The organism is uncultured Lactobacillus sp. (assembly GCF_944327175.1).
Lineage (GTDB): Bacteria > Bacillota > Bacilli > Lactobacillales > Lactobacillaceae > Lactobacillus.
Genome location: NZ_CALVGT010000043.1, coordinates 1 through 22930, shown reverse-complemented (window position 1 = coordinate 22930; position 22930 = coordinate 1). Strand labels below are relative to the sequence as shown.

Annotated in this window: 23 protein-coding genes and 6 tRNA genes; 12 read left to right on the top strand and 17 right to left on the bottom strand. The window is 50.9% G+C overall.

Going from position 1 to position 22930, the window contains the following annotated elements; all coding sequences use genetic code 11:
- Positions 1 to 379: 379 nt before the first annotated feature.
- From Q0J41_RS05695 to Q0J41_RS05670, 6 genes are all read right to left on the bottom strand, one after another.
- The gene (locus Q0J41_RS05695) at positions 380 to 1315 is read right to left on the bottom strand and encodes an AAA family ATPase (RefSeq protein ID WP_296227227.1); all 936 of its coding nucleotides are present in this window, start codon (positions 1313 to 1315) and stop codon (positions 380 to 382) included.
- Between the two features lie 184 nt (positions 1316 to 1499).
- Positions 1500 to 2177, bottom strand: coding sequence for a 2,3-diphosphoglycerate-dependent phosphoglycerate mutase (locus tag Q0J41_RS05690; RefSeq protein WP_296227225.1), 678 nt, complete (start codon positions 2175 to 2177; stop codon positions 1500 to 1502).
- A 13-nt stretch (positions 2178 to 2190) separates the two neighbouring features.
- Positions 2191 to 2376: a hypothetical protein gene (locus Q0J41_RS05685; RefSeq protein WP_296227222.1), complete on the bottom strand. Its 186-nt coding sequence runs from the start codon at positions 2374 to 2376 to the stop codon at positions 2191 to 2193.
- Position 2377: 1 nt separating this feature from the next.
- Positions 2378 to 2563 carry a hypothetical protein gene (locus Q0J41_RS05680; protein ID WP_296227220.1) on the bottom strand — a complete coding sequence of 62 codons (186 nt, stop codon included), beginning with the start codon at positions 2561 to 2563 and terminating at the stop codon, positions 2378 to 2380.
- Between the two features lie 20 nt (positions 2564 to 2583).
- Complete coding sequence (locus Q0J41_RS05675; RefSeq protein ID WP_296227218.1) at positions 2584 to 3264, bottom strand: histidine phosphatase family protein; 681 nt, start codon at positions 3262 to 3264, stop codon at positions 2584 to 2586.
- 59 nt (positions 3265 to 3323) lie between these two features.
- Positions 3324 to 4064: a sulfite exporter TauE/SafE family protein gene (locus Q0J41_RS05670; protein WP_296227216.1), complete on the bottom strand. Its 741-nt coding sequence runs from the start codon at positions 4062 to 4064 to the stop codon at positions 3324 to 3326.
- A 229-nt stretch (positions 4065 to 4293) separates the two neighbouring features.
- On the opposite strand from Q0J41_RS05670, the gene Q0J41_RS05665 reads away from it, so the two are divergent.
- From Q0J41_RS05665 to pepV, 6 genes are all read left to right on the top strand, one after another.
- On the top strand, positions 4294 to 4875 hold the full coding sequence (locus tag Q0J41_RS05665; RefSeq protein WP_296227214.1) for a DJ-1 family glyoxalase III: 582 nt from the start codon (positions 4294 to 4296) through the stop codon (positions 4873 to 4875).
- A 1-nt stretch (position 4876) separates the two neighbouring features.
- On the top strand, positions 4877 to 5395 hold the full coding sequence (locus Q0J41_RS05660; RefSeq protein ID WP_296227211.1) for a GNAT family N-acetyltransferase: 519 nt from the start codon (positions 4877 to 4879) through the stop codon (positions 5393 to 5395).
- A 71-nt stretch (positions 5396 to 5466) separates the two neighbouring features.
- The gene (locus tag Q0J41_RS05655) at positions 5467 to 6525 is read left to right on the top strand and encodes a dipeptide epimerase (protein WP_296227209.1); all 1059 of its coding nucleotides are present in this window, start codon (positions 5467 to 5469) and stop codon (positions 6523 to 6525) included.
- Between the two features lies 1 nt (position 6526).
- The gene (locus Q0J41_RS05650; RefSeq protein ID WP_296227207.1) at positions 6527 to 7267 is read left to right on the top strand and encodes a serine hydrolase; all 741 of its coding nucleotides are present in this window, start codon (positions 6527 to 6529) and stop codon (positions 7265 to 7267) included.
- Positions 7268 to 7349: 82 nt separating this feature from the next.
- On the top strand, positions 7350 to 8105 hold the full coding sequence (locus tag Q0J41_RS05645) for a MurR/RpiR family transcriptional regulator (RefSeq protein WP_296227206.1): 756 nt from the start codon (positions 7350 to 7352) through the stop codon (positions 8103 to 8105).
- A 146-nt stretch (positions 8106 to 8251) separates the two neighbouring features.
- The gene (pepV, locus tag Q0J41_RS05640; protein WP_296227203.1) at positions 8252 to 9664 is read left to right on the top strand and encodes a dipeptidase PepV; all 1413 of its coding nucleotides are present in this window, start codon (positions 8252 to 8254) and stop codon (positions 9662 to 9664) included.
- A gap of 246 nt (positions 9665 to 9910) precedes the next feature.
- Here pepV and Q0J41_RS05635 read toward each other — a convergent pair whose 3' ends face one another.
- The 6 genes from Q0J41_RS05635 to thrB form a co-directional block, all read right to left on the bottom strand.
- The gene (locus tag Q0J41_RS05635; RefSeq protein ID WP_296227201.1) at positions 9911 to 10804 is read right to left on the bottom strand and encodes an SEC10/PgrA surface exclusion domain-containing protein; all 894 of its coding nucleotides are present in this window, start codon (positions 10802 to 10804) and stop codon (positions 9911 to 9913) included.
- Positions 10805 to 10936: 132 nt separating this feature from the next.
- On the bottom strand, positions 10937 to 11740 hold the full coding sequence (locus Q0J41_RS05630) for an aggregation promoting factor (RefSeq protein WP_296227199.1): 804 nt from the start codon (positions 11738 to 11740) through the stop codon (positions 10937 to 10939).
- Between the two features lie 273 nt (positions 11741 to 12013).
- Positions 12014 to 12086 (bottom strand) — tRNA-Lys (locus tag Q0J41_RS05625).
- A 33-nt stretch (positions 12087 to 12119) separates the two neighbouring features.
- Positions 12120 to 12192 (bottom strand) — tRNA-Lys (locus tag Q0J41_RS05620).
- A 33-nt stretch (positions 12193 to 12225) separates the two neighbouring features.
- Positions 12226 to 12298, bottom strand: a tRNA-Lys gene (locus Q0J41_RS05615).
- Positions 12299 to 12806: 508 nt separating this feature from the next.
- Complete coding sequence (gene thrB, locus Q0J41_RS05610; protein WP_296227198.1) at positions 12807 to 13667, bottom strand: homoserine kinase; 861 nt, start codon at positions 13665 to 13667, stop codon at positions 12807 to 12809.
- Positions 13668 to 13833: 166 nt separating this feature from the next.
- On the opposite strand from thrB, the gene thrC reads away from it, so the two are divergent.
- Entirely contained in the window at positions 13834 to 15312 is a 1479-nt protein-coding gene (gene thrC / locus Q0J41_RS05605; RefSeq protein WP_296227196.1) for a threonine synthase, read from the top strand.
- A gap of 111 nt (positions 15313 to 15423) precedes the next feature.
- On the opposite strand, the gene Q0J41_RS05600 is transcribed toward thrC, so the two are convergent.
- Positions 15424 to 15496 (bottom strand) — tRNA-Val (locus Q0J41_RS05600).
- 3 nt (positions 15497 to 15499) lie between these two features.
- Positions 15500 to 15571: transfer RNA gene (locus tag Q0J41_RS05595), tRNA-Glu, on the bottom strand.
- Between the two features lie 151 nt (positions 15572 to 15722).
- On the opposite strand from Q0J41_RS05595, the gene Q0J41_RS05590 reads away from it, so the two are divergent.
- From Q0J41_RS05590 to Q0J41_RS05580, 3 genes are all read left to right on the top strand, one after another.
- Positions 15723 to 15808: transfer RNA gene (locus Q0J41_RS05590), tRNA-Leu, on the top strand.
- A gap of 117 nt (positions 15809 to 15925) precedes the next feature.
- Positions 15926 to 16180 carry a hypothetical protein gene (locus Q0J41_RS05585; protein ID WP_296227194.1) on the top strand — a complete coding sequence of 85 codons (255 nt, stop codon included), beginning with the start codon at positions 15926 to 15928 and terminating at the stop codon, positions 16178 to 16180.
- Between the two features lie 24 nt (positions 16181 to 16204).
- On the top strand, positions 16205 to 16456 hold the full coding sequence (locus tag Q0J41_RS05580) for an N-acetyltransferase (protein WP_296227229.1): 252 nt from the start codon (positions 16205 to 16207) through the stop codon (positions 16454 to 16456).
- 50 nt (positions 16457 to 16506) lie between these two features.
- Here the strand turns inward: Q0J41_RS05580 and Q0J41_RS05575 are convergent, their stop codons facing one another.
- The 3 genes from Q0J41_RS05575 to Q0J41_RS05565 form a co-directional block, all read right to left on the bottom strand.
- Entirely contained in the window at positions 16507 to 16692 is a 186-nt protein-coding gene (locus Q0J41_RS05575; protein ID WP_296227192.1) for a hypothetical protein, read from the bottom strand.
- 124 nt (positions 16693 to 16816) lie between these two features.
- The gene (locus tag Q0J41_RS05570; protein ID WP_296227190.1) at positions 16817 to 17803 is read right to left on the bottom strand and encodes a LacI family DNA-binding transcriptional regulator; all 987 of its coding nucleotides are present in this window, start codon (positions 17801 to 17803) and stop codon (positions 16817 to 16819) included.
- A 22-nt stretch (positions 17804 to 17825) separates the two neighbouring features.
- Positions 17826 to 19283, bottom strand: coding sequence for a sucrose-6-phosphate hydrolase (locus Q0J41_RS05565; protein WP_296227188.1), 1458 nt, complete (start codon positions 19281 to 19283; stop codon positions 17826 to 17828).
- A gap of 286 nt (positions 19284 to 19569) precedes the next feature.
- Between Q0J41_RS05565 and Q0J41_RS05560 the strand changes: the two genes are divergently transcribed.
- Positions 19570 to 21510 (top strand): sucrose-specific PTS transporter subunit IIBC, encoded by a 1941-nt coding sequence (locus Q0J41_RS05560; protein ID WP_296227228.1) that lies wholly within the window; start codon positions 19570 to 19572, stop codon positions 21508 to 21510.
- A 169-nt stretch (positions 21511 to 21679) separates the two neighbouring features.
- A complete protein-coding gene (locus tag Q0J41_RS05555) occupies positions 21680 to 22759 on the top strand; it encodes a 6-phosphofructokinase (protein ID WP_296227186.1) in 1080 nt (359 codons plus the stop codon).
- Positions 22760 to 22930 lie beyond the last annotated feature (171 nt).

Here is a 22930-nt window from a genome sequence, read left to right as displayed (position 1 = left end):
AACGCCAATCGAGTTCACAAGGGCTTTGGTCAAGTAGCAGACACCTTGGAATCGTACTTCGATTAAAAAACAGTTAAAGAATCAATTAGCCGGAAAGATTTATTTACACAAAAGAATTGACAGTCTCCTCAAATGCGTCAGCAATATAGCGATGTCTTGATCTGCTTCTGGCAGCCAGTCATTATTGAGGTCCACGTATTTCTCCGTTCGCGTCTCCCCTTCTTCTGGCATGATCAAGGCATCAACTGTTCTCGCAGCCCGTTTTCTAAACAAGAAGTGATAAACCAGCTGTTTGTGATTCAAGTCTGTCAACTTGGTGTAATCACATGAAAAAAGCTTTTCCCCGCAATCCTGAGGAAAAGCTTTTTCTTTCTGTCTTTTACCAAATGTGCAAAAGTCTGGTCCGGTCCAACTTGCTCAAATTAAACTGGTGAACGTGTGATTTCTCGTTCTCCGGAAATTCTCTGACAAAGTCAGCCACGTTGTAGAGGCCGGTCGTGTAAGACCAGACCCCCTTGACCTTCTTGACCGGGTCCAGCATCTCGTTTCTGATCGGGTAAGCCGAAATCAAAAAGTGCTTGTGGTGGAACTTAAAGGCAAAGTATGGCAGACGGAACTCGTCGACCACCTCTTCCTTGGTCTTGCCGATCGTCACCACATTCCGGTAAGTCCCGTACTTTTCACTGAACTTGTCGTTGAAAGAGAAGTAGAAGTTGGAAATGTGCACATGTGGAAAATCTTCTTCTGCTACCTCGTCAGGTATGGCAATCACATGTGAATAATGGTCCAGATTGTTCTCTCTCTGCTGCAGGGCCTGCTCCATCTGGCTAGGCTTGATTCCCTTGACCCACTTGGGCAGCTCCGGGTGTGCCTTGTAAGAATTGTACATCATCGTGATGACTTCCGGCTTCACCCAGTCGTATTGCATCCGGATCTGGTTTCTCTTCAACAAACCTTCCAGGGTCTGGTTCTGCATCAAATCAACCACATAGCACTCGTAATGGTACTTCTCGCACCACTTCTTGTAGTGATCGATCTCGCTGGCGACAATGTGGGTCCCGTCCACGATGACGGTTTCTCCATAGGACATCTTGTGCTCAACCAAGTTGTCCTTCATCCGCTTGGTCTGTTCCGTGACATGCCGCGGAATAACCTGGTGCAGAACGTCAGTCTTCTGGTCATAGTAAACGGTCAGGTCCGCCAAAAGCAGGCGGATCTCATCCCCGCTGATCGCGTACGGCAATAAGTGGTGCCGGGCGATAAATGAAGACTTGCCAGAGCCGGGCGCGCCTCTCAAAAGAAATAATTTGCGCATACTTAGCTCCATTTTAAAAAATCTATTTTAAATATATCAGAATAGATTTTACCATAGATTGCCCCCGACATTTAGCAATCTGGCAAAAGTCTCCATAAATTTTTGCTTTTTCTAATTTTTCGCCTGCATATCCTTGCCTTCCCGGTCACCCACGAAAAAAACAGGCCTCAGCCTGTCTAAGTCATCAGTTAGTGATCATCTTATCCACAATGTTCAGCTTCTGGTCAAAGTCATAGACGATGGCCTGGGCGTTAGGCACCTCTAGCTTGAGGATATCCACATTGTTGATGTCTTCTAAATATTTGATCAGCGCCCGCAGGCTAGAGCCATGGGCTACGATCAGTTGGTCTTCCCCAGCCATTAAGCGGCTGGCCACCTCGTCTTCATAGTAAGGCAAAAGGCGGAGCTGGGTCTGATGCAGGCTCTCCGCCCTTGGCAAAAGCTGAGGGTCTACCCCCCAATAGCGGCGGTCAATAGTTGGTGACCCTTGTGCTGGCGGAACCGCGTCAAAGCCCCGCCGCCACTCTAAGACCTGCTCTTTGCCGAAAATCTTCCTGGATACGTCCTTGTCCAGGCCCCGCAAGGCCCCGTAGTGGCGTTCATTCAGCCGCCAGGTCTTGGAAATTGGCAGGTATAAAAAGCCTGCTGCTTCTGCCGCGATATTCGCCGTTTCAATTGCCCTAGACAATAAAGAGGTATGAATCAAGGTCGGGTGAAAGTCCCCGGCTTCTTTTAATTTCTCCCCCGCTGCCCAGGCCTGCCGCCGGCCCTTATCCGTTAAGGGGACGTCATTCCAGCCCGTATATACGTTTGCCGCATTGGCCTGGCTTTCCCCATGCCTCAGCAGTGCCAACTTTACCATAATTTTTTGCCTTCTAGAGCCAAAAAGCCCAGATTCCAGTAATGATGAAGAGGATGCCTAAGATGACAAAAGCCTTGCCCCCCAGCCCCTTCTGCTTGACGCCCTGCTTCTGCCGGCGCAGGCGCGTGATGCCGGTAATTAAATCCCAGATGCCGAAAAGCAAGACAGCATAAGGAACCCACCAGGAATGAACGTTCATATTAGCTCCACAACTTTACCGCGTAATAAATGGCCACGGCCAGAATCCCGGCCCCCGTCAGGTAGTAGGACTGGGCGGGTAAACTACCCTTTTTCCCCATCCGCTGGGCGTTATAGCCCCGGGCAAATTCCCACAGGCCCACGATCACCAGCAAAACGATCGTAAAGGTGTGCGTATCCCACTTCATCTTCTAGTCTGTCTCCTTGTTCATAAATCTTCAGCCTTGCAGTTGTAGTCGACAATTTCAAAATTGCCTTCTTCGTCCAAAATCCCCCGGCTGACGCTGCCGTTGTCCGGGAAGGTGATATCATGCAGGCCGTCGCTTTCCTTCCAGTACTTGATCCCCAGGGTCTTAATGAAGTCCCCATGGGAAACCAGCAAAACCCGGCCTTCGCTGCTGGTCTCTTTTCTCAAGACCTTGATGGCCCGGCGCATTCTGGTTTCCAGTTCTTCCGTGTTTTCGGCCAAATGGCGAGGGTCAGCCTTTTTAGTGACTTCCCGGAACTTGTAGATGCCGATAGTATCAATAATTTTCTTTACATCAGTGGTTGCTGGAATGCCCGCTGCTTTAGAGACGCTGAGCCAGATATCATCGATGCTGCCGCCTTCAAAAGAGCCGTAAAAAACTTCTCTGAATTCCGGCAGCTTTTTGATCTTGCCAATCTCAGACACCTGGTTGGCATCCTTCATCAAGTGGACGGTGTCGATCGCCCGCTTCAAGTCTGACGAGTACATATTGTCAAAATGAATCTGCGACAGGGCGTCAGCCGTCTTCTTTAAGTCGTCGATTCCTTTGATGGTCAAGGGGGTATCGCACCAACCCTGTACCTTGTTCAGGCGGTTAAAAAGCGTTTCCCCATGTCTGACCAGATAAACTTCAGTTTTCATGCGTGTCCTCCTTAAATCAATCAATAACTATTCTATCTTACTTTGCCAGGCTTGGGTAGTTAGCCCCAAGCTTGCCAACCCAGGTAGATGGCCAAAAGGACCGAGAAGAAGGCCGTGATCCATCTGACCCAGGCAGGCTTTAGATATTTAATCATTTTTTGCCCGAAATAGCCACCAATAAAGAGGCCAATGGCCAAAGGAAAAGCTACCGGCCAGTTGACCCCGCCCTTAAAGGCGAAAAGGGCTAAAGCCACCAGGTTGGCTAAAGAACCGATCACACTCTTAATGGCGTTGATGACGACAAAAGAAGAATCACTTAAAGCCGTTAAAAAGATCAAGGTCAAAACGCCCGACGCCGCGCCAAAGTAGCCGGCATAGATCCCGGCCACGAACAAGCCAAAATAAGCCCCGATTCTTCCATGCTTGGTTGCCTGCTTTGTCTGCTTTTGCCGGCCGCTGTACAAAAGAAGGGCAGCTGAAAAAAGAACGAAGAAAGGAACCAGTTTTTGGAAGATTTTACCAGGGAACTGGACCAAAAGCCAGCCGCCAATGAAAGCCCCGGTTAGCTGGAAAAAGGCATAGCGCCACAACTCCCCCCAGTGCCCCCGCATTTCCTTTAAACAAGAAGACAGGGAGCCAAAGCCCGTGGTCACTAAAGCTGCCGTATTGGTCATATTGGCCGCGACTGGGCTGAGGCCGAAGAGAAGGAGGCCCGGGTAAGAAACAAGGGAGGCCATGCTGGCCACGGCCGCCACAATCCCAGCCAGAACGCCTAAGATAATGAGATAAATGAACTGCATTTCTTTACTCTTTTCTGTTTTTACACCGCTGTTCTTATTTTTCCAAGCTAAAAAGCCGTATCCATTTTATCTGATTGGGGCGGAGGATTGCAAATTGCTTAAAAAAGTCCGCTTCCAGCGACAAGCTGGCCGCAATTTTGTACAATAGTAGGTAGACAATCATTAACAAAAAATTAAAAGCAATAGCTAAAAACTATCTTTTAGAATTAGAAAAAAGGAGAACAAATTTATGCCAACTGCAGCAATTGTTTTTTCAGACGGATGTGAAGAAATCGAAGGCTTGAGCCAGGTCGACGTCCTGCGCCGGCTGGGCATCCCCTGCGACATGGTGGCGCTGGACAACTTGACCATCACCGGCGGACACGACATCCGCTTTACTTGTGACAAATTAGTTGATGACTCCCTCATTGACTACGACTTAGTCGCCTTCCCGGGCGGGGCCCCGAACGCCAAGCACTTAAGAGAAAGCGAGAAGCTGGCTGATCTGATGAAGCAGCGCTTCGCCGCCGGCAAGTGGAACGCCGCCATGTGCGCCTCTCCGATCGCCTTGTCCAAGTACGGCTTTTTAAAAGAAGCCAAGTGGACCAGCCACCCGGACTTTAAAGAACAAGTTGCCAGTGAAAACCCGGCCAGCACCTACGTCGACACCCCCACTGTCATCGATGAAGACCACAAGCTGGTTACCAGCCGGGGGCCGGCAACTTCCTGGGCCTTTGCCTACGCCCTGGCCCAAGTTTTAGGCGTGGACACCAGCCAGTTGGAAGACGCCATGCAGTACAGCTACTTAAGAGACCACATCAACGAGGCTTAAGATGACTGAAGAAAAAATGGTCAGAAAGGCAGCAGACCGGGACTTAGAAGACATTGTCGCCATCATCAAGGACGCCAAGGCCCTTTTGAAAGCGCAAAATTCCAGCCAGTGGCAGGAAGGCTATCTCAACCGGGCCAGCATCGAAGAAGACCTGGAAAACCGCCAGGGCTGGGTTTTAGTCAAAGATGGCCAGGTTGCCGCATACATGGCTGCGACCGACTTTGACCCCAATTATGAAGTCCCGATTTGGGCGGGAAGTGGTCCCTACTGGGCCCTGCACCGTTTCGCGGTAAAAGATTCTTTTCGCGGACAGGGGCTCAGCCAGCTTTTGCTGAAAAAAGTGATTGCTTTTGGCCAAGAGAGCGGGATCAAGAGCTTCCGCCTGGACACGGGCAAGCAGAACCAGGCCGTCCAGCACCTGGCTGACAAATTTGGCTTTGTCTACCGGGGCATCATTACGGTGACCAGCGACTCGGTTGACCCGGAGCGGCGGGCCTATGAACTGCTTTTTGACAAGTAGGAAAAATATAAAAAGAAAAGAGAAAAAAGAAAAATAATAAAGAAACAGGAAAAATAAACAAGGAGGAAAAAATGGCTGAACAATTGGCAATTGAAGATCTGCAGGTCGACGTAAAGCAGATTCCTTTAAAGCAGCCCTTCGTCACGGCCCTGCACCGGGTTGACGCCGTGAGCGCTGTCCGGGTGACGATCCGCCTGGCTAACGGGGTAACCGGGGTCGGCACCTGCACCCCTAATGAAAAAGTGACCGGTGACAGCTTGTCCAGCGCCCGGGCCGTTATTGAAGAAACAATCAAGCCCTTGATCCTGGGCAAGAACTTGACCGATTGGAAGGAACTTTTGCATACGGTCAAGACTTCCATCGTCCACAATGCCCCGGCCAAGGCCGCGGTCGAAATCGCCCTCTACAATAGCCGAGCCAACCTTTTGGGCCTCACCCTCTCCCAGCTCTTAGGCGGCAAGGGCGGCAGCGTGGAGACCGACTACACCATCAGCATTGGCAAGGCCGAGCAGATGATCGCTGACGCCCAGAAGATGGTCGACCAGGGCTTCAAGACCCTTAAACTGAAATTGGGGGCCGGCCACTTAAAGCGGGATATCAAGCTGGTCGAAGACCTGGCCTACGCGACGGGGCCCATGGTTCACCTGCGCTTAGACATGAACCAGGCCTGGGATGTCCGGCAGACCATGCAGGCGGCAGAATACTGGCACAAGCAGGGCCTTTTGATCGACTTTATCGAGCAGCCGGTCCCGGCCTGGGACCTGGACTCCATGGCTTACTTGACCCGCCACTCCCCTTACCCGATCATGGCGGATGAATCCGTGGAAAGCTACGAGGATGCCCAAAGAGTTTTAGCAAAAGGAGCCTGCGACTACATCAACATCAAGCTGATGAAGACGGGCGGCTTGTCGGAAGCCCAGAAGATCAATGACTTAGCCGAAAGCCGGGGGGTGCCAACCATGGTCGGCAGCATGATTGAGTCAATTGAGTCTTTGGCGGCAGCCTGCGCCTTCTACCGGGCCAACCCGAATACGATTTTTGCCGACCTGGATGCCATCTTCATGGTCGACCAGGACCCGGATTTGAATAGTTACGCCGAATGCGTTGGCGACAATATCGTGGTGCGATAAAATGCTGAATTTTAAAAAGATTGCTGACATCCTGGCTCCCCTGCCAGGCAAAACTGCCCTTTTGATCAAAGACAAGACCGGTGTCCTCTACGCTAGCCCCTTCGCCGGGGAAGAATTCAAGTCAGCCAGCTTGATCAAGCTGGCCGTAGCCTGCTACTACCAGGCCCACCCGCAGGACTTAAGCCAGATGGTCCATGTCCCGGAAGACAAGATCGTTGAAGGCGGGATGCTCTGCCACCTGGCCCAAAGGGACTGGCAGCTGCGGGACATTCTGGACTTGATGCTGTCGGACTCAGACAACACGGCCACCAACTTTTTGATCGATTTTATCGGCTTTGCCAAGATGGCTGCCTGGTTTGAAGCAGAATTTGACCATCTTCACCTGGGCCGGTACTTGATGGAAGTGACTGACCGGGAAAACTATATTTCCGCTGAAACTGCCCTGGAGCTCTTAGAGCGGCTCTTAGCTGACCCATCGCCTTTTGGCCAGGTCTGCCAGAAGGCCCTCTTTTACCAGGAGTCCGTTAACAAGCTCCTCCAAGACCTGCCAGAGGGCTGCTCTTTTAGCAAGACCGGGGAACTGGAAGACACGGAGCATGACGCAGCCCGAATTTTTGCCGGGGAAAACTACTATGACATCTGCTTCATGAGCCACTACACGGGCTTGGAAGAGCGCGAGCAGATCCTTTTGGCCCAAAGCGCGGTCGGAAAACTGGCCTACCAGGACTTGACCGGGAAATAAGATATATTCTTTTTGGACAGCTAGCCACTTTTATCACTATTGTGATAAAATTAAAACAAACTTATCAAGAGTAGGGATATAAATGGACATTACCAATTTTTTTACGGTTGAGACTTCTGAGCTCTCCAAATCTGACCGGAAAATCATGAAGAGAATGACCTCCGACTTGACCAATGTTGAGTCGCTAACCATCAACCACCTGGCTGAAGAAGCGGGAACTTCCCTGGCTTCTGTTCAGCGCTTCTGTCAGAAGATGGGCTATTCCGGCTTTAAGGAATTCAAGTTCCAGCTGCTGACCTACATCAAGAAGCAGGAGAGCCAGGAAGCGGCGGTTTCAAGCAGTGAATACCTGAACGACTACCATGATGCCATCAACCGGGTCTGGATGAGCAATGAAAAGGATGCGAAAGAATTGGCGGAGGTCCTGGCGACCAGCTCGACCAACTTTATTTTCGGGATCTACTACTCTGAACTGCCGGCCAGGCTACTCAGCATGGGGATGCGGGATTTAGGCAAGTCGACCTACTTTGGAGACAACCTGGCGGCTGGCGAGCACCTTTTCCCGCTAAGCGATGAGAACTCCACGGCGGTCTTTTATTCAGTCTCAGGGATTTCCAAACTTTTTGGCTCATCGCCCCTGCCCAAGTCGATCTCCCACTTCAAGCACAGCTACCTGATCACGATGAATCCGGACACGCCTTTGAAGAAGTACTTTAAGAAGGTCATCGTCCTGCCGGGCAAGAACCTGGCCCAGGGCCTGCCGGTCGACCCCCAGTCAATCCCGGTGGTCTTTACTGAAAGAGTGATTGATATCGCGGCAACTAAATACCGCCGCTAAAGCTGCCGGAAGGCAGCTTTTTTGCTTGGCGTCTTGTTTGCCAGAGCTGGCGAAGATTGATAGAATTTTATTTAGGTGGTTAGTTACTTTTTGTAACTAATTTTTAAAAAACAGCAGGCATTGAAAATAAACATTAGGAGAAAAAGATGGACTTAAACTTTAAAGAACTGGCGGAAGCCAAGAAAGACGCAATCTTAAAGGACTTGAGCGAATTGATCGCCATTGACTCTTCCGAAGACCTGGAAAACGCCACGGAAGAATACCCAGTTGGCAAGGGCCCGGTTGACGCCATGACCAAGTTCCTCAGCTTTGCCAAGCGGGACGGCTTTGACACGGAAAACTTCGCCAACTACGCCGGCCGGGTCAACTTCGGTGCAGGTGACAAGCGCCTGGGCATCATCGGCCACATGGACGTAGTACCAGCTGGTGAAGGCTGGACCCGGGACCCCTTCAAGATGGAAATCGATGACGAAGGCCGGATCTACGGCCGGGGCAGCGCTGACGACAAGGGGCCAAGCTTAGCTGCCTACTACGGGATGCTTTTGCTCAAGGAAGCCGGCTTTAAGCCAAAGAAGAAGATCGACTTCGTCTTAGGGACCAACGAAGAAACCAACTGGGTCGGGATCGACTACTACTTGAAGCACGAACCGACTCCAGACATCGTCTTCTCACCAGACGCTGAATACCCGATCATCAATGGTGAACAAGGGATCTTCACCCTGGAATTCAGCTTCAAGAACGATGATACTAAGGGCGACTATGTTTTAGACAAGTTCAAGGCCGGGATTGCCACTAACGTGACTCCGCAGGTTACTCGGGCTACTATCTCAGGGCCTGACCTGGAAGCTGTTAAATTGGCTTACGAAAGCTTTTTGGCAGACAAGGAATTGGACGGGTCATTTGAAATTAATGGCGAAAGCGCCGATATCGTCTTGATCGGCCAAGGGGCCCACGCTTCAGCTCCGCAAGTCGGCAAGAACTCAGCAACCTTCCTGGCCCTCTTCCTGGACCAGTACGCTTTTGCCGGCCGGGACAAGAACTTCCTCCACTTCCTGGCTGAAGTGGAACACGAAGACTTCTACGGCAAGAAGCTGGGCATCTTCCACCACGATGATCTGATGGGCGATCTGGCCAGCAGCCCGTCCATGTTCGACTACGAACACGCCGGCAAGGCCAGCCTCTTGAACAATGTCCGCTACCCGCAAGGGACTGACCCGGACACCATGATCAAGCAGGTTATGGACAAGTTCAGCGGCATCCTGGACGTCACTTACAACGGCTTTGAAGAACCACACTACGTGCCAGGCAGCGACCCAATGGTGCAGACTTTGCTCAAGGTCTACGAAAAGCAGACTGGCAAGCCGGGCCACGAAGTCGTCATCGGCGGCGGGACTTACGGCCGCCTCTTTGAACGCGGGGTTGCCTTTGGGGCCCAGCCGGAAAACGGCCCAATGGTTATGCACGCGGCCAACGAATTCATGATGCTGGACGACTTGATCCTGTCCATCGCTATCTACGCGGAAGCCATCTACGAATTGACCAAGGACGAAGAGCTGTAAGAAAAAGCCGAAAAGGTAATTACTCAGGGTGACTTGATTTTCTTTAGTCTAACCCGGCTAAAACAAAATATTTTTAACTTTAGCAGGTTGTCAAATTAATTTTATTTTGACAACCTGCTTTTTTTGCCCTTTCTTAAAGGATTTTATCTTTACAAAAAATACTGAGGTTTATACTCCAATAAAACAGCACAAAAAAGAGGCTATTTGCTTAGCCCCTTTACACATTATTCTTTTGTCTATTCTTCCCTAAGCCTTAAAGCTGCCCCAGTAGGCGCCGCCGTAGGCCCACTTAAGGTGGGATGGCACCCCGATATAGTGCATGGAGTAAGTACCGTTAGTGTAGGAGACGTTAAAGCCGTAGTAGTCCCAGTCGCCATCATACTTGCCGCCCTGGGTGTTCATCAAGTCCCCGGCGTGCTCCCATTCCGTGTACTGGCTCAGCTGCTTAACCTTGCTCTGGTTAGCGTAGCAGTAGCCAAACATCATGGTCTTCAAGCCGAAGTAGATATCCTTCTTCATAGCCGTCATGGTCAGCAGGTTTGTGTCATTAAAGCCGGCCATGTCTTCGACATAGTTATAGTTGCCTGGCAATTTCAAGCCAACCCGGTTAGTAGCCCGGACAATCCCTGGCACATAGTGGCCAGTAGCAATGGTTTTCTTATTCGCCACGTATTCCTTGGAAATTTCCAAAGCCAGCTTCTGGGTTCCCTTGCTGTACTTCCACTTCTTCAAGCCCATTTTTACCCGGGCCTGGTTGATCAAGCGGAGGGAGTACTTGGCCAAGGTCTTGGACTGGCTGGTATTCAAGTGGCCATTGGTCAATTTAACAATAGTCTTGTTGTCCTTGCTGCTTTCTGACCAAGACCTTTGGTCAAAAGTGTTGGCCTGCATTCCCTTAACGTTGATCTTCCGCCACTTCTTCAGCCAAGCCGCGTTCTTCTTGTTTTTCAGCCACTTCTTCTGCTGATTCGAAGACAAGTTGGAGTACCAGTAGGCCTTCTTCAGTTTGGCCTTGGTATAGCCCTTAGGCAGGGTAAAAACTGCCTTGCGGCTGCTGGCTTCGACTGGCTTCACCTGACTGGCCGCGAAAGTCGTCCCGATTGCCAAGGCCGCTGCCGCGCTTACGAAAAATTTTTTCATCTTTGAACCTCTATTTCTCAATTCAAATTCTATCCTATCCCTTTTATTATAACCTGTTTAGCAGCTTTTTTCTCCGCAAAAAGGCAAAGAAAAAGACGGTTCCGAAAGGAACCATCTTGAACAAAGAGCTGATTAATACCAGCCGTTTGCTTGCCAGAAGGCCTTAGCTGCAGTCCATGAACCATACCGGCTTTGAACGTAGCTGTTGGCAACCTTTTCCTGGTTGGCGGCAGAAGTGTCACCATTCAAGTAGCTCAAGCTCAATTGGTACTTGCCGTAGTAGTTACCGTTTGAGGCAGTGTATGAGCCGCCGCTTTCCTTGCCTGCGATCCAAGCCTTAGCTGCTGCTTCAGATGATGAAGAAGCAGTTGAGCCGGAAGTGCTTGAACTGGTCGTGCTTGCGCTGTAGCTAGAAGTGTTTGATGAGCCAGTATTCGCGCTGTAGCTGGAAGTGTTTGATGAGCCAGTATTCGCGCTGTAGCTGTAGTTATAATTTGAGCCGTAGCCGTAGTTATTTGCTGATGAACTGTAGCTCGTAGTGTAGCCAGTGCCAGTTGAGCTGGTCGTGCTGTTAGCAGTGTTAGTGCTGGTAGTATTCGCGTTGTAAGTGCTGTTTGAAGCAGTTGCTGCTTCAGTGGTGTACTTGGCCATGATCCATTGGCGCTTGCCGATCTTGTACCACTTTTCACCTGCAGCGTCGCGGGCAGTCTTAACTACCTTCCATGAGCTGCCGTCCTTAACGGAACCGGAAACCGTAGCAGTGTAGTAGTTTGACCAAGTTGCAATTGATTGTCCATCAATGTAGTCAACCGTTACGCTGTCACCGATGGTTGCCGCGTCTGCTTGACCGTTCGTGCCTAAGCTGATCGCTGCCACGCCAGTCAAAGCTAAGCCTGCAGCAAATACTGATTTAAGTACGTTAGATTTGATGTTCAAAAAAGTTCTCCTTTGTTTGTCGCAAGCTATCGTCTGCCAAGTTACTTCTCCTTTGGCAAATTCCTTCTTGCTGCTCTTGTGTCATTTGACAGCTTATATGTTAACAGGGCCAAATTTCAAAATCATAGCAAAAAAGTAACGGTCCAGTTAAGAAGAGATTACAGGGAAGACACTTTTTGTAACATTTGTAATATTTTACCCGCCCTTAAACTGCCTTGAAATATTTGCCTAAAAAGCAAAAAAGACACCATGCACACGCATGATGTCTCGCGATGGGTCGTCAGGGGATCGAACCCTGGACACCCGGATTAAGAGTCCGGTGCTCTGCCAGCTGAGCTAACGACCCAAGTGGGTTTATTTAATTAACGCCGAAGCGCGATGGGTCGTCAGGGGATCGAACCCTGGACACCCGGATTAAGAGTCCGGTGCTCTGCCAGCTGAGCTAACGACCCAAATGGGTTTATTTAGTTAGCGCCGAAGCGCGATGGGTCGTCAGGGGATCGAACCCTGGACACCCGGATTAAGAGTCCGGTGCTCTGCCAGCTGAGCTAACGACCCAAGTGAGCTGCGGTTGACTTTCGTCAACCGACATTTATTTATTATACAGGAAGTAGAATGGATTTCAAGAGGATTTGTCAACTTTTTTGCTTTTTTGGCAAAAAGCTATTAGTTGATTTGGAACAAGGGAGTCGCAGCATAATATTTGACTCAACTAGGAAAAAAGCTGCTCATAATCTTACTCAAGTAGAAAAAATGCTGCTCATGATCTTACTCAAGTAGACAAATGTCTGCTCATGATCTTACTCAAGTAGACAAATGCCTGCTCACGATCTTACTCAAGTAGACAAAATGCTGCTCATGATCTTACTCAAGTAGCCTGTAGCATAAGTTAGTTGAGTAAGTTTCGGGCCGCAAGTCTGTTTACTTGAGTATGTTTTTGAGCAGATTTTTTCAAAAATCAATTTAGTTGAGTCAAATTTGGGCCGCATCCCGGCTTACTTGAGTAAAATCTTGTGCAAAGTTACCAAAACAACAAAAAACGGAAGCCGCAGCTTCCGTTTCTAACCTATAGCCAATATGCCCCGCGCGGCGCCACTTCTAGTCGGCGGATTTCATCTTTTAACCCCGCTTCTCTGACGGCGTCAATAAAGTCGCTAATATGCTGGGGGTCAACCAGGCTCATGACCGTTGGACCGGCCCCAGACAAATAGGTCGCTACCGCTCCGTGGCTGTGGCCCACATTTCTGATAATTTCCAGTTCTGGCACCAGTTTGCTCCGGTAGCGCTCATGAAAGAGGTCAGCCTCCATCAACTCCCCGGCCTTTTCATAGTCCTGGGCAAAAAGGGCCGCTACAGCCGTGTTGGCCACGGCACTGGCCTGGACTGCGTCTTTAAAGGATAATTCCTTAGGCAAAACCGCCCGGGCATCGCTGGTCTTTAAATTGTAGGCCGGGATATAAGCAATCATGGCAAAAGGCGGCACCGGCGCCTTGACGGCGGTAAAGTGGCCATTAACCTTGCAACCAACGACCAGGCTGCCCAAGATGGTCGGGGCCACGTTGTCCGGGTGCCCTTCCAGTTGGGCCGCGATTTCGATTTTTTCATGGGGAGCCAGGTTGAGCTGGCCCAGCTGGTCAGCCAGTTCAATCCCGCCCACGATAGCGCTGGAACTGGAGCCCAGGCCATGAGCCAGGGGGATGTCTGATTCCACCCGCAGGTGCTGGGGGGTTAAATCCGGCTTGACGCTTAAAGCCGCCTGGACGATCATATTGTCTTTCCCGCTGGGCAGGTCCCCTAAGTTATGGTCTACCTGCCAGTGGTCGCTCTCTCCGATTACTTCAATGGTTAGGTACAAGGAAATGGCCACCCCGATGGAGTCGAAACCCGGGCCCAGGTTGGCGCTGGATGCTGGAACTTTGATTTTCACGCTATTTCACCTCAACAATTGGCAATTGCTAGTTTTTTAATCATTTTATCATGTTTTCCCTTTTAGAAAAATGATTTCCCCGTTATAATTAGCCATAAAAGAAAAAATCTTTTTCAACCATCGTTACTAGTTTATAGATCACGCATCTGACTTTTAGGGAGGATTTATGATTTACCGCAGTACCCGCAGCCAGGGGCAGGAAGTTACCGCCGCCCAGGCAATCGTCCAAGGCCTGGCACCAGATGGCGGCCTTTTCGTGCCCAAAGAATTCCCGACGCCATTTTCAGCCGCTGATTTAAAGGAAATTTTTGCTCTGCCATACCAGGAAATAGCTAAAAAGATCCTGGCCCTGTTCTTGACCGACTATAGTGAAGAGCAGCTAGAAGAAATCGTTCAAGGCGCCTACGGCCAGCAATGGGATGATGACCGAATCGCCCCGCTGACTGATAAGAAGGCCGGCAATTACTACCTGGAGCTCTTCCACGGTCCAACCTTGGCCTTTAAGGACGTGGCTTTGCAGTGCCTGCCCCGCTTGATGAAGACAGCCTTAGAGAACTCAGGCGACCAGCGAGGGATCGTTATTTTGACCGCGACTTCTGGGGACACCGGGACCGCCGCCATGCGGGGCTTCCAGTCCTTAGCCAAGACCCGGGTCATCGTCTTTTACCCTTACCAAGGGGTGGCCCCGATCCAGCTCAAGCAGATGCTGAGCGAAAACAGCGACAACACCGTGGCTGTGGCGGTTGAAGGCAATTTTGACCAGGCCCAGACCAGGGTCAAGCAGATTTTTAATGACCCGGACATGAATGATTTGCTGGCCGGACACGATTTGACCTTCTCCAGCGCCAACTCCATGAATGTCGGCCGCCTTTTGCCCCAGGTCGTCTACTACTTCGCTGCCTACAAGCAGCTGCTGGACCAAGAAGCCATTGCCTTTGGCGATCCCGTCAACTTCTCTGTGCCAACTGGCAATTTCGGCGACATTCTGGCCGGCTATTATGCCCAAAAACTGGGCCTGCCAGTCGGCCACCTGATCTGCGCTTCCAACAAGAACAATGTCTTAACCGACTTTTTCAAGACGGGCAAGTATGACAAGAAGCGGGACTTCTACGTGACCAACTCCCCGTCCATGGACATCCTGGTTTCCAGCAACCTGGAGCGCCTGCTCTTTGACCTCTGCCAGAACCCGGACACGGTCAAGGACTTGATGGAGCAGCTGAATACTAAGGGCGAATACCAATTACCAGAAGACATGCAAAAGAAGCTTTCCGGCTTCTGGGCCGACTACGCCACTCCAGAAGAAATCGAAGGCGAAATCAAGCGGGTTTACGAAGAAAGCGGCTATGTCATCGACCCGCACACGGCTGTGGCTTCTTTAGCCGCCAAGCGCTTTAAGGAAGAAGACGATAAACCAACTGTCGTCCTCTCTACCGCCAGCCCTTACAAGTTCCCGGAAACCGTCGTTCGCGCCATCAGCGGACAAAATGTTAAGGAAAAAGGCCTGCCAGCCCTTAAGGAACTGACTGACCTGACTGGCCCTGCCCCGAAGGCCATGGAGTCCTTCTTAGGACACAGCTCACGGGAAATCGTCATCCCGGCTGGTAACATGGCTGACGAAGTCAAGCGGCAGCTGGATCTGGACTGATTTTTGCTAAAAAGAGAATAGATAAAGGCAAAAGCAGCTGAGGATTTACTCCTGAGCTGCTTTTGCCATGTAATTGGAAATAAGAAATAAAAAGAAATTCAAAATAAAAAATGGAGGATACAGGGCTCGAACCTGTGACCCTCTGCTTGTAAGGCAGATGCTCTCCCAGCTGAGCTAATCCTCCATATGACACGTACGGGATTTGAACCCATGTTACCGCCGTGAAAGGGCGGTGTCTTAACCACTTGACCAACGGGCCATTTATTTTGCTTAGCCTTTTTACAAGGCACGAATATTAGTATACCCGATCCAGGAGAAAAAGCAAGGGCTTAGGGCAAAAAACTTATTATTTTTATTTGCAAAAAGCACTTGCACTTTTCCCTGCCTTTGCTATACTAGTAGATGTGCTTGCGGGCGTGGCGGAATTGGCAGACGCGCAAGACTAAGGATCTTGTGACCGCTTTTGGTCGTGGAAGTTCAAGTCTTCTCGTCCGCACTAAGCGAAAGGAACTGGTTTGTCCAGTTCCTTTTTTGTTTCTCCTGGAGTCTTTTTTGCTAAAATCTACTCAGAGTGATGATCAAAAAACAAAAAACAATTTAAGGAGAAAAACACATGACTGAATTAAACTGCCGCCTGGCCACCAGCGCTGACTTAGCTGCTTTCTGCCAGTTCTACCAGGACATCTGTGCCCACCAAAAAGAAGACCAGTTTGGGGCTGACTGGCACTGGGGAATCTACCCGGCTGAAAAAGATATCAAGGAAGCTATTGACCAAAAGCGGGCTGTTATTGGCCTCAAAGATGGCAAGATCGCCTCAGCCGGCATCTTGACCGTCGGCAACGACCCTCTTTACAGCAAATTCACCTGACCAACCCCAGCTGAAGATAACGAAATTGCCGTCCTCCACCTCTACGGGGTCCACCCGTCCTTCCGCCGGAAGGGCCTGTCCTCTTCTCTTTTGACCTTTATCAAGGACCACGCCAAAGAGCTCGGCTGCAAGGCCATCCGCTTAGACAGCATGGCTGGCAACGTCCCAGCCCGCCGCCTCTATGAAAAGAACGGCTGGGGCTTTGTCAGCCAGGAAACTGTCTACTACGACGACATCGGCGACAGCAAGGTCGACCTGCTTGAATTAGCCTTATAACAACAAAAATCCACAAGCCTGGCTTGTGGATTTTTGCTTTACTCTTTTTACTATTCTTGATTCTTGTAGTCAGCTTCCATTTCCTGCGGGTCTTCCGCCTCTTCTTCATCGAAGCTGTATTCCATCTTCTTGTTACGGTCCTTCATAAAAGCATAGGCAATCTCAGCCCCGTAGACCAAGAGGCCAACCAGGCCGAAAATTAAGATGAACAGCCAAACGCGTTTCTTCTTCTCCATGCTTGTCACCTTAGCTTTCTATTACCAAAAATTGCTTCCTAGTTTTATTATAAGCGCTTTTATAAAAAATAACAGGCAGAAAAACGATAAGCGCAAAGGAAAAAGCATCCCCCACAGGAGATGCTTAAACAGTCTGGTTTCTGAGCAGCTTGACCGGGAGCAGGTAGCTGTTTTGGGCCAGCTTCTTTTCCGGGTCCGCGATCCGCTCATAGAGCAGCTTGACCAAAGTCCCGGCCAAGTCCGGGATCGGCTGGACAATCGTCGCCAGCTCCGGCACATAGTTCTGGACCAGCTGGGTTCCGTCAAAGCCGACGATTTTCAAGTCCTCCGGCACCCCGATCCCCAATTTCTTAGCTGCTTTTAAGAGCAGGATGGCCGTCAAGTCGTCCGAGCAAAAGACACCGTCGATCTTCCGGCCGCTGGTCAATAGTTCCCGGAGTTCCCGGCCCTTGGCGGCTGGCAATTCGTAAAAGGCTGACCGGGCAGTGTGGACCGTCAGCCCCGCCGCGGCAACCGTGTCCGCGTAGCCGTCAAAGCGGCGGGAGGTCGGATGCCCAGTTTTAACCGGGTTGCCGACAAAGTAGATATGCCCGCATCCCGCGTCAACCAAAGCCTGGGTAGCCAGGCAGCCGCCCTGGTAGTTGTCACTGGTCACGATCGGCACCTGGTCGGACAGGTCCCGGTCAAAAGATACGATCGGCAGGCCATAGCGCTGGTATTCTTCAATGCCTAGGTTGTGCGAACCCGCGATGATCCCGTCGACCTGGTTAGCCTCCAGCATCCGCAGATAGCGCCGCTCTTTCTCGCTGTCCTGACCGGCATCGCAGAGCAGCATCTTGTAGCCGTCCACTTCCAGCTTATCTTCAATTGCCGCGACCAGTTCCGCAAAGAAGGGATTAGTGATGCTGGGCATGATCACCCCAATCATCTTGGTTTGCTTGCCCTGCAAAGACCGGGCCAGGGTGTTGGGCTGGTAGTTCAGCTCCCGCATGGCCGCGTAGACCCGGTCCCTGGTCTTCTGGCTGATGTAGCCATAGTTGTTGATCACCCGCGAGACAGTCGTCGGCGAGCAGCCAGCCTTCTCCGCTACATCAGTTAATTTTGGCCTCATCGTCATCCCCTCTTCTGCTATATTACATGTCCTTTAACCGCCAAGTCTTGGCCTGGTAGTCAACATCACTATCCATCTTAACAAAAGTTTGTCCATTTTGGGTGAAAAATCTCCCTGTAATGACTTCTTCGCCGCCGTTGACAAAAATTTCAAAGAGGGAGTGGTCCATGAAGATCCGCAAGTCCAGGTCTTCCCCGGCTGGCAATTTCATCGTCCGGCTGGTCCCGTAGTCAGGGTTGACAGCCTTGCCGCATTCGCCCCGGTCAACCGTTAAGCGGGCATGCTTGCCAGTATTGAAGCGGAGCTTGATGCCATTCTTGCCCTCGCTATCCGCGGCCAAGACCAGCTTACCTTTCTGCCCCTGCTTAATGGTCAGCTTCAGTTCACTTTGCCCGCCGGCGTCAAATGCCAAATCGCCGGTGAAGTCTTCTTCAGCCTCTCTCAAGCTCTTCATCGCCTTGACCGGCTTTTGGAGCAAGCGGCCGTGCTTTAATGACAAGCGCTTAACCTGGCTCAAGCAGTTAGCCCAGCCTTCATCGTCACTTGGGTAAGTCATGTCCGGCAGGCCCACCCAGCTGATAGCGTAGGCATGACCGTCTGGGGCGTTGAAAGCTTGAGTGGCGTAAACGTCAAAGCCCCCATCCAAATTAATTGGCGCCTTCTGCTTGGTCTCAAAGTGGCCGGTCTCAAAGTCGAAGCTTTCCCCAACCCAGTACATGTTCGGGTAAACATTCTGGTAGTCGGTCACGTTCTTGTCCAGGCCCTGCGGGCAGAAGATGAAGACCGGCTTGCCGTCAACGAAGACCAGGTTCGGGCATTCAACCATGTAGCCCATGTCTGGCAGATCAACATAGCCCAGGTCTTGCCATGGACCAGTTACAGCATCTGCCTTATAAAGGCTGATCTTGCCGGCCTTGGTCTCCTTGTCTTGGGCGCCTAAAATAGCGTAGTACTTGCCGCCGTGCTCCAAGATCTGCGGGTCCCGGAAGTGTTCAGTTACATGATCTGGCGCGTTGATCAGCGGCTTGTCCAGCTTGGTCACTTTCCCATCTTCATCCATCCAGGCCCCAACTTGATAAGAATAGCGCACCCAGTTTTCGTCACGGACATTGCCCGTATACATCAGAAAAAGCTTGTCGCCAATTGCTCTGGCTGAGCCGGAATAGGCCCCGTGGCTGTCCAGCGGAGTATCGGCATAAACAGCTTCGCCCAGGTTTTCCCAGTGAACCAGGTCGGAACTGGTCAAGCGGACCCAGGACTTCAAGCCATGCACTGCCCCAAATGGGTATGACTGGTAAAAGACCTGCCAGCGGCCATTATAGTAGGAAAAGCCGTTAGGGTCGTTCAATAAACCGGAAGTTGGCCGGATGTGGTAGTGCAGCTGGTAATCTGACCGGGCTGCCTGGCTTTGCAGCTTCAGCAAAGTCTTGGCATCCCATTTCTCATAAGGAAGATATCTTTTTTCTCTTGTCCATTCCATATTAAGCAACCTCCGCTTAATCAACTAATTGCTTCTTCACGTAAATTATCTTTAATTGGCTGATTAGTGCCACGCAAAAACTATCTGAATAATCAGCACTTTATCACTTTCTATTTTATGGTTGAAGCGCTAACATGTCAAACGATTAACAGGCTATTTTCGGTCAACTGAACTTTTTTCTAAATATTTTCTGTCAAACGATTGACATATCTGTCAGAAACCGTTATCATGTTAAGTGAATTAGAAAAAGCGTTTTCAGAGGATAAGGAGAGTGTTTCTCGTGGCAATGAATTACGATGCAGTTGCCAAGCGGGTGATCGCTGCCGTAGGTGAAGACAACCTGGTAGCCGCTGCCCACTGTGCAACTCGTCTGCGTTTAGTCTTAAAAGACGATACCAAGATCGACCAAGCAGCCTTGGACAAGGATCCTGACGTTAAGGGTACCTTCAAGACCGACGGCCAATACCAAGTCATCATCGGGCCTGGTGACGTTGACAACGTCTACAGCGAATTGATCAAGCAAACCGGCCTGTCCGAAGTTTCTACCGACGACTTGAAGAAGATCGCCGCCAGCGGCAAGAAGGTCAACCCTGTCATGGCCTTCATCAAGCTTTTGAGTGACATCTTCGTGCCAATCATCCCAGCCCTGGTTGCGGGTGGTTTGCTGATGGCCTTGAACAACTTCTTCACCAGTCCTGGCCTGTTCGGGCCTAAGTCCCTGGTCCAAATCAACCCGGCCATCAAGGGCCTGTCTGACATGATCCAACTGATGTCAGCTGCCCCATTCATGTTCCTGCCGGTTCTGGTCGGTATTTCCGCCGCTAAGCGCTTCGGGGCCAACCAATTCCTCGGGGCTGCAATGGGCTTGATCATGACCACCCCGCAGCTGGCTGGTGCAACTCATTACTGGAACATCTTTGGCTTGCACGTAGCGCAAACCAACTACCAATACCAAGTTATTCCAGTCCTGGCCGCCATCTGGATCTTAGCCTTCTTGGAAAAGAAACTGCACAAGGTCCTGCCAAGCGCGGTTGACTTTACTTTCACCCCGCTTCTGTCAATCATGATCACTGGCTTCCTGACCTTTACCATCGTCGGGCCAGTGATGAAGACCGTTTCTGACTGGATCACCAACGGCTTCGTATGGCTGTACGACACTACTGGCTTCATCGGCATGGGACTGTTCGGTCTTTGCTACTCAGCCATCGTTATGACCGGTTTGCACCAAAGCTTCCCGGCCATCGAAACTCAATTGCTGGCTGCCTTCGCTGCCGGCAAGGGCGCGGGCGACTTTATCTTCGTTGTTGCCTCCATGGCCAACGTTGCTCAAGGTGCCGCAACCTTCGCTATCTGGTTCTTGACTAAGAACGAAAAGATGAAGGGTCTGTCTTCATCAGCCGGTGTTTCTGCCCTCCTGGGGATCACCGAACCAGCCCTCTTCGGGGTTAACTTGAAGTACCGCTTCCCATTCTTCTGCGCCTTGATCGGGTCCGGCGTTGCTTCAGCCCTTGCAGGTCTGCTGCACGTTGAAGCCGCATCCCTTGGTTCCGCCGGTTTCCTGGGCTTCTTGTCCATCTACCCGAAGACCATCCCAATGTACGTTGTCTGTGAACTTGTTTCCTTCGCTATTGCCTTCGCCTTGACTTTCTTCTGGGGCAAGAGCCACTTGAAGGAAGAAGTTGCCAGCGTTGAAGGCGAATCCAGCGTCAGCGCTGAAACTGAAGTTCCAGCTGAACAACAAGTTGAAGCTGCCAAGACTGCTGGTCTGGAAGACGAAGTAGTTCTGGCACCTGTAGACGGCGTTTCCGAAGACCTGTCTGCCGTAAATGACGAAGTCTTCTCCCAGAAGCTCATGGGTAACGGGGCAGCCATCGTTCCTAGCGACGGCAATGTCTACGCTCCAGTTACCGGTACTGTTTCCGTTGCTTACAAAACTGGCCACGCTTACGGGCTGAAGTCTGACGACGGTGCCGAAGTCCTGATCCACATCGGTCTGGACACGGTCAACTTGAACGGCAAGCACTTCAAGTCCCTGGTCACTCAAGGCCAGCACATTGAAAAGGGCGATAAGATCGGTGAAGTCGACCTGGATGCCGTCAAGGCTGCCGGCTACGACACCACTGTCATGGTTGTTATCACCAACACCCCTTCATACAATGAAGTGGCCCGGGTTGAAGCAACTGACGTTAAGCACGGCGACAACTTGATTGCTTTAACTGCTCACTAATCGAAACTACTACTATGAAGCAGCCTGGTTTTCCAGGCTGCTTTTCTTTGTAGATAAAAGCCTTATTTTTAAATTTACAAAAGATTTTTTCTTGCATCTTGGCAAATACATGACTAACATTTAACTAAGAATAGTATTATTGATCCAGTTTTGGACGGGAGGAAACAACATGACTTTACGAGTTGGTATTTTGACGAGCGGCGGCGACTGCCAGGCGCTCAACGCGACCATGCGGGGGTTGGCCAAGACCCTTTACAACTGTGTCGATGACGTGGAAATCATCGGTTTCAAGCGGGGCTACTACGGCTTGATGCATGAAGACTACGTCAAGATGAAGCCGCGGGACTTCTCCGGCATCATCAACCAAGGCGGGACGATTCTGGGCACTTCCCGCCAGCCATTCAAGGAAATGCGGGTCATCGTTGACGGCTTTGACAAGGTCGCAGCCATGAAGAAGACCTACAAGAAGCTAAACCTGGACGCTTTGGCGGTTTTGGGCGGCAATGGGTCACTTAAGTCAGCCAACATGCTGGCCCAAGAAGGCCTGAACGTGATCGGCCTGCCAAAGACGATTGACAATGACACTTGGGGGACTGACTATACCTTCGGTTTCCAAAGCGCCATCGATGTTGCCACCAACTACTTGGATGACATCCATACGACCGCTCAGAGCCACTCCCGGGTCTTTGTTGTCGAAGTTATGGGCCACAAGGTTGGCCACATTACCCTGGCTGCTGGTTTGGCAGCCGGCAGTGAAATTATCCTTGTGCCGGAAATCCCTTACGACATCAATGTCGTAGCCAAGAAGGTCAAAGAGCGGCAAAAGAATGGCAAAGGCTTTACGGTCATTGCCGCTGCTGAAGGGGCAATCTCCAAGGAAGACGCCAACCTGTCCAAGAAGAAGTACAAGGCCAAGGTTGCCGCCAGAAACGGGGCCAGTGTGGTTAACGAAATCGCTGCCCAATTGCAGGAAGTCCTGCCAGACGCTGAAATCAGAACGGCCGTTATCGGCCATGCTCAACGGGGCGGCCGGCCAGATGCCTACGACCGGCAAATCTCAACCCGCTTCGGGATTGAAGGCGCCCGTCTCATCATGAACCGGTCCTTTGGCCGCCTGGTCGTTTTAAAGCAGGGCGAAGTCGGCTCTATTGCCCTGGAGGACACGGCTGGCAAGCTCAAGTATGTTGACCCAAACGGCAAGATTGTCACTAATGCCCGCCTCATGGGTGTCACCTTCGGGGACAAGTAAGAGCCCATAATTCTTAACAGCATACAAACACAAAAAGAAGCATCGCGTTAGCGGTGCTTCTTTCTTTATGCTTTTAAAATTACTTCAGCAATTCGCTGATAGCGTCTTGGTAGCTTTCGGCTGCCTTTTCAGCAGTTGCGATGTCAGCCTTGTTGACGCCGACATAAGCCT

What these genes read in the sequence shown, in the direction of transcription:
- Q0J41_RS05695 (WP_296227227.1), bottom strand. Translation starts at nt 1,315, where the DNA reads ATGCGCAAATTATTTCTTTTGAGAGGCGCGCCCGGCTCTGGCAAGTCT.
- Q0J41_RS05690 (WP_296227225.1), bottom strand. Translation starts at nt 2,177, where the DNA reads ATGGTAAAGTTGGCACTGCTGAGGCATGGGGAAAGCCAGGCCAATGCG.
- Q0J41_RS05685 (WP_296227222.1), bottom strand. Translation starts at nt 2,376, where the DNA reads ATGAACGTTCATTCCTGGTGGGTTCCTTATGCTGTCTTGCTTTTCGGC.
- Q0J41_RS05680 (WP_296227220.1), bottom strand. Translation starts at nt 2,563, where the DNA reads ATGAAGTGGGATACGCACACCTTTACGATCGTTTTGCTGGTGATCGTG.
- Q0J41_RS05675 (WP_296227218.1), bottom strand. Translation starts at nt 3,264, where the DNA reads ATGAAAACTGAAGTTTATCTGGTCAGACATGGGGAAACGCTTTTTAAC.
- Q0J41_RS05670 (WP_296227216.1), bottom strand. Translation starts at nt 4,064, where the DNA reads ATGCAGTTCATTTATCTCATTATCTTAGGCGTTCTGGCTGGGATTGTG.
- Q0J41_RS05665 (WP_296227214.1), top strand. Translation starts at nt 4,294, where the DNA reads ATGCCAACTGCAGCAATTGTTTTTTCAGACGGATGTGAAGAAATCGAA.
- Q0J41_RS05660 (WP_296227211.1), top strand. Translation starts at nt 4,877, where the DNA reads ATGACTGAAGAAAAAATGGTCAGAAAGGCAGCAGACCGGGACTTAGAA.
- Q0J41_RS05655 (WP_296227209.1), top strand. Translation starts at nt 5,467, where the DNA reads ATGGCTGAACAATTGGCAATTGAAGATCTGCAGGTCGACGTAAAGCAG.
- Q0J41_RS05650 (WP_296227207.1), top strand. Translation starts at nt 6,527, where the DNA reads ATGCTGAATTTTAAAAAGATTGCTGACATCCTGGCTCCCCTGCCAGGC.
- Q0J41_RS05645 (WP_296227206.1), top strand. Translation starts at nt 7,350, where the DNA reads ATGGACATTACCAATTTTTTTACGGTTGAGACTTCTGAGCTCTCCAAA.
- pepV (WP_296227203.1), top strand. Translation starts at nt 8,252, where the DNA reads ATGGACTTAAACTTTAAAGAACTGGCGGAAGCCAAGAAAGACGCAATC.
- Q0J41_RS05635 (WP_296227201.1), bottom strand. Translation starts at nt 10,804, where the DNA reads ATGAAAAAATTTTTCGTAAGCGCGGCAGCGGCCTTGGCAATCGGGACG.
- thrC (WP_296227196.1), top strand. Translation starts at nt 13,834, where the DNA reads ATGATTTACCGCAGTACCCGCAGCCAGGGGCAGGAAGTTACCGCCGCC.
- Q0J41_RS05585 (WP_296227194.1), top strand. Translation starts at nt 15,926, where the DNA reads ATGACTGAATTAAACTGCCGCCTGGCCACCAGCGCTGACTTAGCTGCT.
- Q0J41_RS05575 (WP_296227192.1), bottom strand. Translation starts at nt 16,692, where the DNA reads ATGGAGAAGAAGAAACGCGTTTGGCTGTTCATCTTAATTTTCGGCCTG.
- Q0J41_RS05570 (WP_296227190.1), bottom strand. Translation starts at nt 17,803, where the DNA reads ATGAGGCCAAAATTAACTGATGTAGCGGAGAAGGCTGGCTGCTCGCCG.
- Q0J41_RS05565 (WP_296227188.1), bottom strand. Translation starts at nt 19,283, where the DNA reads ATGGAATGGACAAGAGAAAAAAGATATCTTCCTTATGAGAAATGGGAT.
- Q0J41_RS05560 (WP_296227228.1), top strand. Translation starts at nt 19,570, where the DNA reads ATGAATTACGATGCAGTTGCCAAGCGGGTGATCGCTGCCGTAGGTGAA.
- Q0J41_RS05555 (WP_296227186.1), top strand. Translation starts at nt 21,680, where the DNA reads ATGACTTTACGAGTTGGTATTTTGACGAGCGGCGGCGACTGCCAGGCG.